The organism is Thalassotalea sp. G2M2-11 (assembly GCF_017168195.1).
In the GTDB taxonomy this organism is placed as follows: Bacteria; Pseudomonadota; Gammaproteobacteria; order Enterobacterales; family Alteromonadaceae; genus Thalassotalea_E.
Map to the genome: position 1 here is coordinate 160815 of NZ_JADNYL010000003.1, position 14909 is coordinate 175723.

General features: G+C 40.1%; 13 protein-coding genes. 3 read left to right on the forward strand and 10 right to left on the reverse strand.

The window, feature by feature from the left end:
* Window positions 1–239 precede the first annotated feature (239 nt).
* Complete coding sequence (locus tag IV514_RS11725; protein ID WP_206485463.1) at window positions 240–914, reverse strand: nitroreductase family protein; 675 nt, start codon at window positions 912–914, stop codon at window positions 240–242.
* Window positions 915–1290: 376 nt separating this feature from the next.
* Between IV514_RS11725 and IV514_RS11730 the strand changes: the two genes are divergently transcribed.
* Entirely contained in the window at window positions 1291–2169 is an 879-nt protein-coding gene (locus tag IV514_RS11730; protein WP_206485464.1) for a universal stress protein, read from the forward strand.
* A gap of 79 nt (window positions 2170–2248) precedes the next feature.
* Here IV514_RS11730 and purL read toward each other — a convergent pair whose 3' ends face one another.
* Window positions 2249–6157 (reverse strand): phosphoribosylformylglycinamidine synthase, encoded by a 3909-nt coding sequence (gene purL, locus IV514_RS11735; RefSeq protein WP_206485869.1) that lies wholly within the window; start codon window positions 6155–6157, stop codon window positions 2249–2251.
* A gap of 158 nt (window positions 6158–6315) precedes the next feature.
* Here purL and mltF point away from each other — a divergent pair, with 158 nt between their 5' ends.
* Complete coding sequence (gene mltF / locus IV514_RS11740) at window positions 6316–7803, forward strand: membrane-bound lytic murein transglycosylase MltF (RefSeq protein ID WP_206485465.1); 1488 nt, start codon at window positions 6316–6318, stop codon at window positions 7801–7803.
* A gap of 224 nt (window positions 7804–8027) precedes the next feature.
* Here the strand turns inward: mltF and IV514_RS11745 are convergent, their stop codons facing one another.
* From IV514_RS11745 to IV514_RS11780, 8 genes are all read right to left on the reverse strand, one after another.
* Window positions 8028–8531 carry a GNAT family N-acetyltransferase gene (locus IV514_RS11745; protein WP_346776929.1) on the reverse strand — a complete coding sequence of 168 codons (504 nt, stop codon included), beginning with the start codon at window positions 8529–8531 and terminating at the stop codon, window positions 8028–8030.
* Window positions 8522–9043, reverse strand: a complete 522-nt coding sequence (gene tadA, locus IV514_RS11750) for a tRNA adenosine(34) deaminase TadA (protein ID WP_241242346.1) — start codon at window positions 9041–9043, stop codon at window positions 8522–8524. The genes IV514_RS11745 and tadA overlap by 10 nt, the downstream gene beginning before the upstream one ends.
* Window position 9044: 1 nt before the next feature.
* The gene (gene hemW, locus IV514_RS11755) at window positions 9045–10190 is read right to left on the reverse strand and encodes a radical SAM family heme chaperone HemW (protein ID WP_206485466.1); all 1146 of its coding nucleotides are present in this window, start codon (window positions 10188–10190) and stop codon (window positions 9045–9047) included.
* 11 nt (window positions 10191–10201) lie between these two features.
* Entirely contained in the window at window positions 10202–10801 is a 600-nt protein-coding gene (locus tag IV514_RS11760; RefSeq protein WP_206485872.1) for an XTP/dITP diphosphatase, read from the reverse strand.
* A gap of 185 nt (window positions 10802–10986) precedes the next feature.
* Window positions 10987–11427, reverse strand: a complete 441-nt coding sequence (locus IV514_RS11765) for a DUF4426 domain-containing protein (RefSeq protein WP_206485467.1) — start codon at window positions 11425–11427, stop codon at window positions 10987–10989.
* 67 nt (window positions 11428–11494) lie between these two features.
* Window positions 11495–12043 (reverse strand): YggT family protein, encoded by a 549-nt coding sequence (locus tag IV514_RS11770; RefSeq protein ID WP_206485468.1) that lies wholly within the window; start codon window positions 12041–12043, stop codon window positions 11495–11497.
* A gap of 174 nt (window positions 12044–12217) precedes the next feature.
* Complete coding sequence (gene proC / locus IV514_RS11775) at window positions 12218–13036, reverse strand: pyrroline-5-carboxylate reductase (protein WP_206485469.1); 819 nt, start codon at window positions 13034–13036, stop codon at window positions 12218–12220.
* 65 nt (window positions 13037–13101) lie between these two features.
* Window positions 13102–13785, reverse strand: a complete 684-nt coding sequence (locus IV514_RS11780) for a YggS family pyridoxal phosphate-dependent enzyme (protein ID WP_206485470.1) — start codon at window positions 13783–13785, stop codon at window positions 13102–13104.
* Window positions 13786–13857: 72 nt separating this feature from the next.
* Between IV514_RS11780 and IV514_RS11785 the strand changes: the two genes are divergently transcribed.
* Complete coding sequence (locus tag IV514_RS11785; protein WP_206485471.1) at window positions 13858–14901, forward strand: type IV pilus twitching motility protein PilT; 1044 nt, start codon at window positions 13858–13860, stop codon at window positions 14899–14901.
* The last annotated feature ends 8 nt before the right edge of the window (window positions 14902–14909 follow it).

Genomic DNA, 14909 nt, shown 5'->3' on the forward strand with positions numbered 1-14909 from the left:
TGTCTGATATTTCACAGTTACAATCATTAGCTAAGCTAAGTAGCCAGTCTTTTCACCAGCAAAAAAACTTTATAAAAAAAGTGCTCGCAGGTCGAATTGTGCAATGTCCTCACTGTCAAAAAAATTTATCCGTGTATTTAACTGATCAGGGTGAATCGTCAATTCGATGCGCTAAAAAGTGCACGGATATTGCGCTAGATTGTGAATAACCAACTCGCTCTGGTTATTCACATTAGGGCTTACAAAAATGTGGTAATTTCAGCTAATGATTTTTTCACTAGTGCATGATGCGGCACCGTTGCATCTTTAGCAGGGTAACCTGTCACTAACAGCATATAGGCGCGTTCATTGTCGGGTCGTTGACATATTTTACTTAAGAATGACATGGGTTTTGGCGTGTGGGTTAAGGTGACCAATCCACTTGAATGAAGCGCATTGATCAAAAAGCCTGTGGCAATACCAACAGATTCATGGACATAGTAATTGGTATTGTTATCTTCGGCATGAATCCCTCCTTTTTTTTGACTAAAAATAGCAATCAGCCAAGGAGCTTTGGCTAAGTAGGGCTTGTCTGCATCCGTCCCCAGTGGTTTTAAGGCTTCTAGCCATTCTTCGCCTGCACGTCCTTGATAAAAACTCCGCTCATGGGCTTCTGCCTGCTCTTTTATTTGCTGTTTCACATCATCACTGTGAATGGCAACAAAGTGCCAAGGTTGATGATTTGCCCCACTTGGCGCTGTGCCAGCCGCTTTAATGCAATTTTCAATCACCTCTTTGGGCACTGGGCGATCACTAAAATTTCGGATGGTGTGACGTCGCTTGAGCTCTTGGTAAAACTGTTGTGAGCGGGCGATCATTTCATCTGTTGGATATTCCACATAATCACATAGTGGAGAGGCATTATGTTCCTGCATTTTATTTCAATAGTTAGTTTAGATAGCACTAATGTAAATGATTGAAAATATATTGCAAGTGCAATAACTTTTAAAGAAAACTCGCCCAGTTGCTGTTCTATTTTCTTTACGCTTAAGATAAAACAGTATTTGCTGATCATGTAAAACACAATGTTAATGATAATTGTTTTTACCTAAGTTACTGAATGTTTTTCATAATTTTAACAGTCAATTTTGCTGAGATTATTGAATGATTATTTGTTTATAACTGCGTTGCCTTTAGTTTAATTTGTTCTTAATTTTTACTTCATACTTTGTACGATTGTACTAATATTAAGCATCCATAGAACTCAAGTTCTACTCAAGGTCAATGGTATTGAAAAGGAAATCACACAGCATGAATAGCTTTAAGAATATTTTAACCGTAGTGCAACCACGCACGGATGATTTACTGGCTGTCAAAAAATCTATGATATTGGCTAAACGAAATTTTGCTAAATTAACAGTTTTGTATGTTGTGCCAAAGTCTTCTTTTTATGATAACTGGATACATCGTCACTCCCATAATGGTCATACTCCAGATATACAAGCGCAATTAGAACAACTGATAGCAAGTGCGGATGATTTTGGTGTCCGTGCTGAATTTGTAGCGGTTGAGGATAATGACTTTGCGCATGCGATAGAACAACAATTCGGACGCGATACTTTCGATTTGGTTGTTGCTGAGCATCAAAAGCAAGAGTTTCGACTTTGGCCTTTTGATGAGAAAGCATATCAAAAATTGATTGATGTTTCGCCCAGTGCAGTCATGTTTGTAGGTCAGCACAAATGGCATGAACATGGTCATATACTAGCTGCAATAGAGACGGAAGAAACCTCTATCTGCCATAAACAGCTTAACCATGAAATTGTCGCGAAAACCGACGAAATGGCTAAATTACTGCAAAGTGACAGTCATTTTGTTAATTGCTATTTAAGGAGTTGCCATATTGCGTTTGATATTGAACATCACATACTGAATGAATATGAGCAGCACTTTAACCATTTAAGTGCATTGGTTGAATCTTATCACTGTGATAAAGAGAAATTACATATTGAAGAGGGGATAGTTGATGATGTTATACCTCAGCAAGCCAACGCACTAGATGCAAACATTGTAGTACTGGGCTGTAATGAGCATAAAGGCATAGCTGCGTCGGTGAAGGGGCATACGATTGACTTTATATTAGACAAGTTGCCTTGTGATGTATTGGCGCTACAACCTAATGTTCATTAAGGCGTAGTGAATTTGTTGTAAAAAAAACCGAGCAAAGCTCGGTTTTTTTATATTTTTAATCAGCTCGTTAATGTTCTCGTTAGCCAATAAATTTTCTGGCATTACGGAACATACGTACCCAAGGAGAGTCTTCCTGCCACTCATCAGGGTGCCATGAGTTAGCAACTGTTCTAAACACACGCTCAGGGTGCGGCATCATAATGGTCACACGACCATCTGTTGTCGTTAATGAGGTGATCCCATCTGGTGAACCATTCGGGTTCGCAGGATAAGTTTCAGTGACTTCACCATAGTTATTAACATAACGCATTGATACTGCGCCTGAATTATTCGCATCTGCAATTGCTTGTTCAGAGCTAAACTCTGCATGGCCTTCACCGTGTGATACGGCAATTGGCATACGAGAGCCGGCCATACCCTCAAAGAAAATTGACGGGCTTTCTTGGATTTCTACTAAAGAAAAACGGGCTTCAAAACGCTCAGATTTGTTTTGCACAAAGTGTGGCCATGCGTCACTACCAGGAATGATTTCCTTTAAGTTAGATAACATCTGACAGCCATTACAAACACCTAAACTAAAGGTATCTTCACGATGGAAAAAGGCTTTAAACATTTCTTTGGCTTTAGCGTTAAACAATATTGATTTTGCCCAACCTTCACCAGCACCTAGTACGTCACCGTATGAGAAACCACCACAGGCAACTAAACCATTAAAGTTAGCTAGATCAACGCGTCCTTCGAGAATATCTGACATGTGAACGTCAATTGCAATAAAGCCTGCACGATCAAATGCTGCCGCCATTTCTACATGAGAATTAACCCCTTGCTCACGTAAAATAGCGATTTTTGGATTATTACCTGTTTGGGCATCTTTAGCGATAAGATCGGCAACAATATCTTCATTGATATCGAAGGTCAGCTCTGTATTTAAACCGGGATCTTCAGTATCAAACTTGACATCAAATTCTTGTTGCGCACATTCAGGGTTATCACGCATTGCTTGCATTTTAAGCGTTGTTTCCGCCCAGATCGTTCTGAAATAGGTACGTGAATTGGCTAACACTTCGTTTCCATCACGGGTAAATCGAATGGTATCGTCTTGATTGATACGACCTATGTCATGGCAAAAATCGAGTACATTATGCTCAGCTAAAATTGCATGCACGGCATCAACATCACTTTCGTGGATCTGTATTACTGCACCCAACTCTTCGTTAAACAGTACTTCAAGATCGGAACCTTGTAGTTTTGATAGCTCAATATCGACACCGGTGTGACCAGCAAAAGCCATTTCTGCAACAGTAGTAAATAAACCACCGTCACTACGGTCATGGTACGCCAATAGTTTTTGCTCACTCACTAAGGCTTGCATGGCATTAAAGAAACCTTTTAACACTTCAGGGCTGTCAACGTCAGGCGTTTCTTTACCTAGTTGCTTATAAACTTGTGCTAAGCATGACCCACCTAAACGGTTTTTACCGCCAGATAAATCAATCGCTATGATGCGTGTATCACCTTTATCGGTACGTAATTGAGGTGTGACAGTTTTGCGGATATCTTCGACACGACCAAAAGCGGTGATCACTAATGATAATGGCGCAGTTACGGCTTTTTCGTCACCATTTTGCTGCCATTTGGTCTTCATTGACATTGAATCTTTACCAACGGGGATGGTTAAGCCAAGTGCAGGGCAAAGCTCTTCACCTACGGCTTTTACTGCTTCATAAAGACCGGCATCTTCGCCCGGATGACCCGCGGCAGCCATCCAGTTGGCTGATAATTTAATTCGGTTTAAATCACCGATATCTGTGCCAGCAATGTTAGTTAATGATTCAGCAACAGCTAAGCGAGCTGAAGCGCCATAATTTAATAGCGCAACGGGTGTTCTTTCACCCATTGACATTGCTTCACCATGGTATGAATCAAGTGCAGATGCGGTAACACCACAGTCAGCAACGGGTACTTGCCATGGACCCACCATTTGATCGCGAGCAACCATACCGGTAACAGAGCGATCGCCAATAGTGATTAAGAATGTTTTCTCAGCAATAGTCGGTAAGCGTAATAGGCGTTCGGCTGCATCGGTAACTGTCATCTCTGTAGTATTTAATGTATCGCCTGTTTCTGTTTTACTCACAACATCACGATGCATTTTAGGCGGCTTGCCTAGTAATATATCAAGAGAAAGATCAATAGGGGTATTGTTATGGTGAGAGTCAGTAAGGGTTAAATGCTCTTCTTCTGTGGCGCGACCTACAACGGCAAAAGGGGCGCGTTCACGTTGACAAATTGCTTCAAATTCCGCTAAACGTTCATCCGAAACCGCTAATACGTAACGCTCTTGAGATTCATTACACCAGATTTCAAGTGGAGACATACTGCGTTCATCATTTGGTACGTTACGTAACTCAAAGTTACCACCACGACCGCCATCAGAAACCAGTTCAGGGAAAGCATTGGATAAACCACCAGCACCGACATCATGAATAAATAAAATAGGGTTGTCTTTTCCTAACTGCCAACAACGATCAATCACTTCCTGACAACGACGCTCCATTTCAGGGTTTTCACGCTGTACCGAGGCAAAATCTAAATCTTCAGCCGACTGACCAGATGCCATTGATGATGCAGCACCACCACCAAGACCAATGTTCATTGCAGGTCCACCTAAGGCGATAAGGTTAGCACCAACGTTGATTTCACCTTTTTGTACATGTTGATCGCAAATATTACCTAAACCACCGGCTAACATAATTGGTTTGTGATACCCACGTACTTCTTCGCCATTAAAAGAGTTAACTTGCTCTTCATAGGTACGGAAGTAACCTAAAATATTGGGGCGACCAAACTCGTTGTTAAACGCAGCGCCCCCTAGTGGGCCTTCCATCATAATATCTAGTGCACTGACGATACGTTCTGGTTTGCCAAAATCGGTTTCCCATGGCTGTTCAAACCCTGGTATACGTAAGTTTGATACGGTAAAACCGACTAAACCAGCTTTTGGTTTAGAACCAATACCCGTTGCACCTTCATCACGAATTTCACCACCAGAGCCAGTTGCCGCACCCGGGTAAGGAGATATAGCGGTAGGGTGGTTGTGTGTTTCAACCTTCATCAGAATTTGAATATCTTCGTGGTTGTAGCCGTATTTTTTGCTTTTCGGATCGGGGAAGAAACGACCGCCTTCAGAACCCACCATAACGGCAGCATTATCTTTATAAGCACTTAACACATAATCTGAATTATGCTCATAGGTGTTTTTGATCATTTTAAACAATGATTTTGGCTGTACTTGACCATCGATAGTCCAGTCAGCATTAAATATTTTGTGACGACAGTGTTCAGAGTTCGCTTGAGCAAACATATAAAGTTCAATATCGTTCGGGTTACGGCCTAGTTTAGTAAAATTTTCAACCAAATAATCAATTTCGTCTTCAGCTAACGCTAAACCTAAGTCTTGGTTTGCTTTTGCTAAGGCATCACGTCCACCGGCAAGTATGTCGATAGACACCAATTCTCCAGGCTCGGCGCTGGCAAATAATAAATTGGCTTGTTCAAACTCATTAAATACTGACTCCATCATGCGATCATGCAATAAGGCATTTAACTGTTTTTGCTGTGTTTCTGTTAATGAATCACTTTGAACGTAATACGCAATACCGCGTTCTAAGCGAATAATTTTATCTAAGCCACAGTTATGGGCGATATCGGTTGATTTTGATGACCAAGGGGATATAGTGCCAGGACGAGGTGTTACCAATAATAATTGACCAACAGGCTCATGTTCTTCAATCTTAGGGCCATAAGTTAATAACTTAGCAAGCACAGTCGTTTCATCAGCTGATAACTCTTGTGTTACATGGGCAAAGTGCGCAAACTCTGCATAAATTTCTTTAATAGGAAGGTTAGCTTCAGCACACTGTGAAAGAAGTTTTTGTGTTCTAAATTCAGAAAGTGCCGGAGCGCCACGAAGAGTTTGGATCAACATCGCCATTTGTTTACTCACTAGTAAATTAAATTAGGGGAAAAAATCGCGCGTATTATAGTCGAGTTAGAGGGGTTTGATAAGTAAAATTAATGACATGTTTTCGCTATAATAAAAAAATGTCTTTATCTAAAAATAAAAGCAAGACACAATAAGTCCTTATGAAGCATATTTTATTTAATTTTTTAAAAAATAACGTTTTTATTTTGCTGCTTGTAGTTATTGCTGGTTTGATGCAAGGCTGCAGAACTGGGCAGGAAACTATCAGCTTAGCTGATATTAAAGCGCGAGGGTATATTAACGTTGGTACATTATATGGTGCCACCAGTTATTATGTCGGCGCTGAAGGCGATACCGGCTTTGAATATGAGTTGGCGAAAAAGTATGCGGATTTTTTAGGGGTGCAATTAAAAATTTCGGCCAGCTATAGTTTAAAGGATTTATTTAAGCAACTTGAAAACGGCGAAGTTGACTTTTTAGCAGCGGGTCTTGTGGTAACTGATAAACGCTTAGCTAAATATCGATTTGCTCCTAGCTATAACAATATCAGTCAAAAACTCGTCTTTAAACAAGGCAAGGAGCGCCCACGAAAAATTGATGATTTGACCGGTAAATTGATGGTTACTGCCGATTCCAGCCATGTTGAAAATCTGGAATTATTAGCCAATAGCCATACCGATTTAACTTGGCAAGAGAGTACGGAGCTTGATAGTGAAGAGCTGTTACTTAAAGTGCTCGATGAAGAGATTGATTACACCGTTGTTGATAGTCATACCTTAGCCGTTAATCGTCGCTATTATCCTGAAATTAGTATTGGCTTTACTATTAAAAAAGCAGAGCCTATGGCATGGCTGTTAGCAGATGAGCATGATGACTCAATTCTTGCCAGTTTGATTGAGTTTTTTGGTCAAGTGCATCATGACGGAACGTTATTGGCGCTTGATGATAAATATTACGGTCATGTAGAGCAGTTTAATTATGTTGATACTCGTTTATTTATTCAAGCCGTTGAAAATAAGCTGCCTCAGTATCGTCCGCTGTTTGAAAAATATGGTCAAGAGATCGATTGGAAATTATTGGCGGCGATCAGTTATCAAGAATCACATTGGAACCCAAGAGCACGTTCTCATACCGGTGTTCGAGGGATGATGATGTTAACCTTACCAACGGCGAAGCAAATGGGAATAAAAAGCCGCATTGATGCTGAACAAAGTATTCGTGGTGGGGCAAAATATTTTAAACAAATGATCGATAGAATGCCGGCAAGGGTGCCACAGCCAGATCGATTATGGTTTGCGCTTGCTTCTTATAATGTTGGCTTAGGTCATTTAAACGATGCACGTAAAATCACCAAGCAACAAGGGGGGGACCCTGATCGCTGGGTGGAAGTCAAAGATAGGTTACCTTTATTGAAGCAAAAGAAATTTTATAAAAAAACCAAGTATGGTTATGCCAGAGGAGATGAACCTGTTAATTACGTTGAAAATATTCGCCGTTATTATGATACGTTAACTTGGATGGACAAAAAGCAGCAGGAAGCGTTAGAAGCACAAAGGTTACGCCTAGAGCAGGAAAAACTACCACAGATGCCATCAGATAGCATAGCTACGCCTATCGCTGAGAGCAGCGACGAGAACTCTCCTCATTAATCACTTTACTTAATTGACATGTTTTGCATCAATATTTGTTCACTTTGTCATATATTAGTCACACTTATGTGTCACAATGGCTATGTTATCGATATTAAAACGAGATTATATATGCAAAAAAATAGAAAGTTATCCCATTCACTTCAACGTAAACGTATACTCACAAAGCAAAAGCATAAGCTTAATTGCCGACGTTTATTACAATTTATGCAGGAAAACCAAACTTAATCATTCAACCAGTGTGGTTGCTCTAGGGTCATATAGATACAATTTTCTAACGGCAAGCTTTCAGGGTAAATGAATTCGTTAAAACCTAAACGTTTGTATGCGTTGATAGCACTAGGGTTAGTTGTTAACACAAACAGTGAAAGTGACGTGTTCCCCAAGGTTTTCGTGCCTTTGATAGCAAGTTGCTGTATCAATTGATTAATTATGCCTTGCCCTCGGTGTTGCGGGTTGACCACTAAACGTCCTAAGTGACAATGCCCCAATCGTAAATAAAACTGACCAAAAGCGATAAATTCGTGCTTATCATTAATCAAACAATACGAAGCTAATTCTTTACAGTTTAAATCTTCGGTAAAAGTTTCCAGCGTATGAGGAAAACGAAAATTGGGTCCAGACCATTTCGCTAACTCTTCTTGGTTTTTGAACCAGCTACGTAGTTCAGTGATATAGTTTGATGAATATTTGACGAGTTTAATAACTTTTCCCCTAATTAAAGAGATTGATTTTTTGCTGCTTGCTTGAGTGCTTTTTTTTCCGCCCGTCGCCGTTTAAAAAAATTCGACAATAAAGAAGCACATTCGCTTTGAAGAACACCATGCTCTACTTGAATTTGGTGATTCAATTTATCACTGTTTGTTAACGAAAATACACTACCTGCACTGCCTGTTTTTAAATCGGTTGTGCCAAACACTAAACGGTTAATACGGCTATGTACTAATAAGCCAGCGCACATTGGGCAAGGCTCTAAAGTAACATATAAAGTACAATCAGTGAGGCGATAATTACGCTTGTGCTCACCAGCTTGACGGATGGCAAGCATTTCAGCATGGGCAGACGGATCATTTCGCGTAATCGATTGATTATAGCCTTCACCAATGATGTGCCCATCACAGACCACTACGGCACCTACTGGGATTTCATCAATTTGCTCGGCCTGTTGAGCTAATTCAAGCGCCCGCTGCATAAAGTACTGATCGCTGGGTTGGGCTGTATTTGGTTTATTACTCATCATTTTATAAAAACAAGGTTAATAAGTCGTTAAGGTAGCGATGGCCTTGTCGCGTTACTTGCCATTGATGATTGTGTTTAATGAGCAAGTGTTTGTCTTGCGCTTGTTTGAGTTTATCTAATATACCACTGATCGGTAATCCGGTTGCTTGTTGGTAATGTGTTTCATCAAATGGGCGGAATAAGCGTAATTGATTCATCATGTATTCAAAAGGTAATTCTGCTTGATCAACCAAGTTAAGGTGGTCTAAATGCTCGCGTGAGGTATCTAAATACCCTTTTGGATGCTTCACCTTGACTGTACGATAAATTCTATTGTTAACCGCGTCAGTAATTTTACCGTGAGCACCGCAGCCGATGCCAAGGTAGTCACCAAAGCGCCAGTAATTAATATTATGCTGACACTGCATATCTGTTTGGCTAAACGCTGATATTTCATATTGCTGATAGCCTGCTTGATTTAATAGCGCAATGCCCTGATCTTGAATTTCCCACAAAGTATCATCTACAGGCAAGGTTGGCGGCTTGGAATGAAAGATCGTGTTAGGCTCGATGGTTAACTGGTACCAAGAAATATGGCTGGGGCGCAAGGAAATCGCAGTCTTTAAATCATCTAACGCGTTTTCAACATTTTGATCAGGTAGGCCATGCATAAGATCTAAATTAAAGCTATCGACGCCACAACTTTGTGCTAACAGCGCAGCATTTTTTGCTTGCTCACTGTCATGGATACGTCCAAGTTTAATAAGTTTATCTGAGGCAAAGCTTTGAACGCCGATGGATAAGCGTGAAACACCAGCAGCAAAAAAACCTTTAAATTTTTCTGCCTCAATGGTGCCAGGATTAGCTTCTAAGGTAATTTCTATGTCACTATCATGTTCAAAGCGTTTGCTGACCTCAGTGAGTAGTCGACTAAGTGCTGAGACAGACAATAGGCTGGGGGTGCCGCCACCGATAAAAACGGTGTGCAGTTTGCGCTTACTCAAGTTAAATTTTGCAATGTCATTATCTAAGTCTTTTATTAACTCATTGACATAATCATGCTCAGGAATACTACCTTTGAGTGCATGGGAGTTAAAATCACAGTAAGGACACTTCTCAACACACCAGGGAATGTGAATATATAGAGATAATGGTTGTTCTATCAGCATATGCTTAACGGTTACTTGCTTAGCTGAGCAAGTTTTTCAACTAATTGACTCAGCGCTTTCCCACGATGGCTTAATTGGTTTTTCAACGTTCGAGGTAATTCGGCTGAGCTCATATTATGCTCAGCAACCCAAAATATTGGATCATAACCAAAGCCTTGTTCACCTTGTGGGCGGGTTAAAATTGAGCCGTGCCAAACGCCATGACAAATTATAGGGGTCGGATCTTGTGCATGCTGCATATACACTAATACACAATGAAAACGAGCCGTTCTTTCAGACGGTTTAACACCATTGAGTGCGGATAAGAGTTTTTTGTTATTATCGGCGTCCGTAGCGTCTTCGCCAGCAAAGCGCGCTGAATAAACCCCAGGAGCCCCTTGTAGTGCGTCAACCTCTAAGCCTGAATCATCTGCGATAGCGGGTAAACCGGTTTCTTTAGCAGCATGGCGGGCTTTAATGATGGCATTTTCGACAAAGGTCGTGCCTGTTTCAGCGACATCAGAGACATTAAATGTATTTTGCGGCTTAATTTCAAAGCCTTGGTCATTAAGTAATGCCGCAAGTTCTTTCACTTTACCTTGGTTGCCGGTGGCTAGCACAATCGTTGTCATAATATTGGGTGTTGATCTCATTTTGTTAATAGCGCGCATAATACCTTAATTTGATAAAAATTAGCAGGTATTAGCTGAGCACAAGGGAATTATTTTTGGGATTAATGACAGATGGTAAAAGAAAACCGCCAGAGTGTGTTTACAAAGGCGGTTTATTTATTGATATTTGAAAGCAAGCAATCAATTTATTCTACATAAAACTTCTGCGAAAACTTTAAGTTATGGGTTTCATTTCCATCAGTGATGGTTAAGTCAAACTGGATTGTTTCCTCATTGTGATAGCTTACTTGACCTAAATAGTAAATCGCATTTCCTTCTTTAACCTCGACAAACTCAAGGGTCTTGTTTTGTCCCGCTAAATTTCTCGCACTGCCGGTAATAGAGACTTGCTTTGCTGGTTTTCCTTTTTGGCTATTGTCCATCACAGAAATATTGACTAAGCCATTATATCTACTGCGTTCAATACCATAAGCTTTAGCAACTTCAGGTGTTAAAAATGTAGCACCAATGGCCATGTAGTGCACATTCATACTGCCAAGCTTTTTCATATTTTCCGCATGTGCAACAAAGCTTAGCGATAATAGCAACATGAAAACGCTGATGGTGATTTGTGTTAAAACCTTCATTAGATACTCCAAAATAATGGGTATGACAATTAAATTATAGTCATCTCCATTAAAAGTGCTTAATTGCTTATAACATTGCCCAGTATGGGATCCAGCCTGACAATAAAATATTGATCACATTCAACAGCAAAAATGCCGCTAATACCGATAGATCTAAGCCACCAATATTGGGAATAATATTACGAATAGGGCGTAATACGGGTTCCGTTAATTGATGCAAAATTACTTGGGTTGGATTGTAGCTTTGTACGACCCAGCTCATTAATGCCATGATCAACATGAGTACAAAGAGCAAGAATCCTGTTTGCTTAATTAAGTATAACACCCCTAAATAAAAGGCTGTGATGATATCAATGGGTCCACCATTGATTAACGGGATAATAATAAACTTTAATGAAGCAACTAAATAAGCAATCACTAAGGTCGCCAGATCAATACCGCCAAAGCCAGGAATGAGCCGACGAAAAGGGATCACTAACGGGTTGGTAACTTTTACCACAAACTGGCTTAACGGGTTGTAAAAATCTGCACGAACTAACTGTAACCAAACACGGATCACTAGCACCATTAATAGCGCATCAAAAATAAAGCTAAGTAAGTAATTTACTGCTGCCATTGACTACTCCAAAACATTGTTCTATCTACTTATATTTGGTCAAAAAGCAAAATTGCAATCGTTAATTATTCTACCATCTGCTCATCGTAGGGATAATTGGTCGTGGTTGCAGCTTTTGAATCATCTATAGTAATACTGTTGAATGAGCTAGCAAATATATGCTACCTCGTGATGTTACTCGTTATTATCTTGAGCCATTTCTTTGGCTCGATCGATTGCTGACGTCATCGCTTTAGCGACTAGCTGTTCTAAGCCGCCATCAATAAAGGTGGTTAATGCAGCTTGTGTTGTACCACCTTTTGAGGTGACATTTTCTCGTAGTTGACTGATGGCTAGTGGGCTTTCACAGACCATGGTAGCTGCGCCAATTGCTGTTTGTTGTACTAGCTGGCGACTTTCCTGCTCGGTAAAGCCAAGCGCTTTGGCTTGTTTTTCCATCGCTTCCATAAATAGAAAGAAATAGGCAGGTGCAGATCCTGAAACGGCAATGATATGATCAATTTCTGCTTCGTTGTTAAGCCATTTAGTGATGCCAACCGAAGACATAATTTGTTCAGCCATGTCTATTTGATACTGGTTAGCATGTTCAGAGGCATATAAGCCTGAGACACCTAAACCTACTTGTGACGGAGTGTTAGGCATAGTACGGATCACTGCACTTGGCTTTACTAATGCTTTTTCAATGGTGCTAATTGAGCAACCTGCAGCTACGGAAATAAAGCACTTATTGCTGATATCCATGGTTTGACTAATTTGCTGACATACTTGGGCAATTAAGTAGGGTTTGACACCGAGCACGATAATATCAGCAAACTCTGCAGCAGCTAGGTTGTCATCCGTTTCTAAAATGTTGAGCTGTTGTGCCAAGTTTTTTCGTTTTTCTGGAGATGGATTAGATACCATGATATTGCTTGGAGCATAACCGGTATTTACTAAACCTGTGATGATGGCGCTGTTCATGTTGCCAGCACCGATAAATGCGATATTATTCATAAAAACCTTACTATTTTAAGTCAATGTACTCATTATATAAATTGTCGGTCATTCTGTCATAAATCTTAGCCAGTAGTTTCTCGTTGACCGAAAATGGCAGTGCCGACGCGTACGATAGTTGAACCATAACTAATTGCCTCGACCATATCAGAAGACATGCCCATAGATAAAGTATCAACACTGGGATATTGTGCTTGTAATTGATGAAATAACTGTTGCATTTTAGCAAAACTTTTGATGCCATCATTTTTCTTTGGAATAGCCATAATGCCTCTTAAGGTCAAATTAGGACTATCGTTGGTTAATTGGGCAAGTTCTGCTAACTCATTGACCTTTATACCAGATTTAGAATCTTCTTCGCTAATATTTACTTGTAAACAAATATTGAGCGCGGTATCTTGATCACCACGTTGCTCATTTAATCGGGTAATAATTTTTGCTCGGTCAACGCTATGTACCCAAGAAAATAATTGTGCAATATGGCGCGTTTTATTTGATTGGATAGGGCCAATAAAGTGCCAGTGTATATCAGAAAGGTGGGATAGTTGTTCAATTTTCTCAACGGCTTCTTGAATATAACTTTCACCAAACATGCGTTGACCCGCTTGGTAGGCTTGTTCAATCATACTAACAGGTTTGGTTTTACTTACTGCTAATAAGCTAACATCATCTATACTTCTATGTGCGTGTTGGCATGCTTGGGCGATTTGAGCGTTTACCTGAGCAAGATTATTTTTTATATGAGTCATAAATTACATTTAAAATTAGTGATTACAGTGTTGTTATTTACTAATGAATAATTAGCTACCAAAGGGGTTTGTATGGATATTACTGAATTACTCGCATTTAGCGTAGAGAATAATGCATCTGATTTACATCTTTCAACAGGGGTTCCACCTTTAATTCGTGTTGATGGTGATGTCCGTAAACTTAATATTCCAGCGTTTGATGCCAAAGACGTCAACGGTTTAGTTTATGATATTATGAATGATAAACAGCGAAAAGAATACGAAGAAAACCTAGAAGTTGACTTTTCCTTTGAAGTTCCTAATTTAGCACGTTTTAGGGTTAACGCTTTTAACCAAAATCGAGGCCCATCAGCTGTATTTCGTACTATCCCAAGCAAGGTGTTGTCACTGGATGATTTAGGTTGCCCAGATATTTTTAGACAAATTTCAGATAAACCTCGTGGCTTAGTGTTAGTTACTGGACCAACAGGTTCGGGTAAATCAACAACCCTAGCGGCAATGGTCGATTATATTAATAATCATAAGCATGATCATATTCTTACCATTGAAGATCCGATCGAATTTGTCCACGAAAATAAACTTTGTTTGATTAACCAACGGGAAGTTCATCGCGATACCTTAAGTTTTAATGCCGCACTACGTTCGGCGTTACGTGAAGATCCGGATGTTATTCTTGTTGGTGAGATGCGTGACCTTGAAACCATTCGTTTAGCCATGACCGCTGCTGAAACCGGTCATTTAGTGTTTGGTACCTTGCATACTACGTCAGCACCTAAAACGATTGACCGTATTATTGATGTATTTCCTGCTGAAGAAAAATCTATGGTACGTTCAATGTTATCAGAGTCTCTACAAGCGGTTATCTCGCAAACACTAGTGAAAAAAATTGGTGGTGGTCGTGTGGCTGCCCATGAAATTATGATCGGTGTACCTGCGATCCGTAACTTGATACGTGAAGCGAAAGTTGCGCAAATGTATTCAGCGATACAAACTGGTATGCAACACGGGATGCAGACCATGGATCAATGTTTACAAAACTTAGTCAATCGCGGAATAATCTCAAAACAAGATGCCATGGATAAAGCTTCTGATAAGAGTCAGTTTCAAGGGTTTTAATAAGGATT

Bases quoted from the DNA above. Each gene is read 5' to 3' on its own strand.
- IV514_RS11780 (WP_206485470.1), bottom strand. From the start codon at position 13,785: ATGACTCATATAAAAAATAATCTTGCTCAGGTAAACGCTCAAATCGCC.
- IV514_RS11760 (WP_206485872.1), bottom strand. From the start codon at position 10,801: ATGACAACGATTGTGCTAGCCACCGGCAACCAAGGTAAAGTGAAAGAA.
- purL (WP_206485869.1), bottom strand. From the start codon at position 6,157: ATGTTGATCCAAACTCTTCGTGGCGCTCCGGCACTTTCTGAATTTAGA.
- IV514_RS11770 (WP_206485468.1), bottom strand. From the start codon at position 12,043: ATGGCAGCAGTAAATTACTTACTTAGCTTTATTTTTGATGCGCTATTA.
- IV514_RS11730 (WP_206485464.1), top strand. From the start codon at position 1,291: ATGAATAGCTTTAAGAATATTTTAACCGTAGTGCAACCACGCACGGAT.
- mltF (WP_206485465.1), top strand. From the start codon at position 6,316: ATGAAGCATATTTTATTTAATTTTTTAAAAAATAACGTTTTTATTTTG.
- IV514_RS11725 (WP_206485463.1), bottom strand. From the start codon at position 914: ATGCAGGAACATAATGCCTCTCCACTATGTGATTATGTGGAATATCCA.
- IV514_RS11785 (WP_206485471.1), top strand. From the start codon at position 13,858: ATGGATATTACTGAATTACTCGCATTTAGCGTAGAGAATAATGCATCT.
- proC (WP_206485469.1), bottom strand. From the start codon at position 13,036: ATGAATAATATCGCATTTATCGGTGCTGGCAACATGAACAGCGCCATC.
- hemW (WP_206485466.1), bottom strand. From the start codon at position 10,190: ATGCTGATAGAACAACCATTATCTCTATATATTCACATTCCCTGGTGT.
- IV514_RS11765 (WP_206485467.1), bottom strand. From the start codon at position 11,427: ATGAAGGTTTTAACACAAATCACCATCAGCGTTTTCATGTTGCTATTA.
- tadA (WP_241242346.1), bottom strand. From the start codon at position 9,043: ATGATGAGTAATAAACCAAATACAGCCCAACCCAGCGATCAGTACTTT.